1 protein-coding gene and 1 pseudogene are annotated in these 1,199 nt (G+C 68.5%); both read left to right on the top strand.

From position 1 onward, the window contains the following. Positions 1–294: pseudogene (locus tag ACIRS4_RS37850) on the top strand (TetR family transcriptional regulator); the annotation flags it as partial. A 32-nt stretch (positions 295–326) separates the two neighbouring features. Continuing rightward, the coding region (locus ACIRS4_RS37855) for a lyase family protein (protein ID WP_404204759.1) at positions 327–1,199 on the top strand (873 nt) is incomplete at its 3' end.

The raw sequence follows: 1,199 nt of genomic DNA on the forward strand, positions 1-1,199 counted from the left end.
CAGGACGAGGACGCGCGCGGCCAGTTGATCGCCCGCTACGAACGTTCCGTCGCCTCGGCCCGCCACCCCGAACTACGAGAGGTCCAGCTGCGACTACGCGCCCAGCTGGACGAACTGCTGACCGATGTCCTGCGTCGGTCCGACCGGGTGGTCCGCCCGGAACAGACCCGCCGTCTGGTGGCGGTAGTCGATGGGGCGGTGGTGACCGCGCTCGGTGAGTTCGACCCCCAACCCCGCCGCATGGCACGCGGGGCGCTCTTGGAGATCATCGACATCGTCGCCCCACCGGCTTAACCCGCAGCACACAGCCGGTAAACTGGCACAACGTGAGTCTTGTGCCGAACGTCCTCGCCACCCGTTACGCCAGCCCCGAGCTGGTTCACCTCTGGTCGCCCGAGAACAAGATCGTGCTCGAGCGGCGGCTGTGGCTCGAGGTTCTCCGGGCGCAGGCCGAGCTGGGGATCGATGTTCCGGCCGGTGTCGTCGAGGACTACGAGCGGGTCATCGATCAGGTCGATCTGAAGTCCATCGCCGAGCGCGAGCGGGTCACCCGCCACGACGTGAAGGCGCGGATCGAGGAGTTCAACGCGCTTGCCGGGCACGAGCACGTGCACAAGGGCATGACCTCCCGCGACCTCACCGAGAATGTGGAGCAGCTGCAGATCCGGCTCTCGCTGCAGCACGTATACCGCCACGGCGTGGCCATCGCGGCGCGGCTGGCCGAGCGCGCTGCCCAGTACCAGACCCTGGTGATGGCGGGCCGCTCGCACAACGTGGCCGCGCAGGCCACCACCCTCGGCAAGCGATTCGCTTCCGCCGCAGATGAATTGCTCATCGCGCTGACCCGGCTGCGGGAGCTCATCGACCGCTACCCGCTGCGCGGCATCAAGGGCCCGATGGGCACCGCCCAGGACATGCTGGACCTGCTCGGCGGCGACCCGGCCAAGCTGGCGCAGCTGGAGCAGAAGGTGTCCAAGCACCTGGGCTTCGCGAACGTCTTCACCAGCGTCGGCCAGATCTACCCGCGCTCGCTGGACCACGACGTGATCTCCGCGCTGGTGCAGGTGGGCGCGGGCCCGTCCTCGTTCGCGCACACCATTCGCCTGATGGCGGGCCACGAGCTGGTCACCGAGGGCTTCCAGCCCTGCCAGGTCGGCTCCTCGGCCATGCCGCACAAGATGAACACCCGCTCCTGCGAG

The sequence above is a fragment of the Streptomyces sp. NPDC101166 genome (genome assembly GCF_044768125.1).
Taxonomy (GTDB): Bacteria; Actinomycetota; Actinomycetes; order Streptomycetales; family Streptomycetaceae; genus Streptomyces.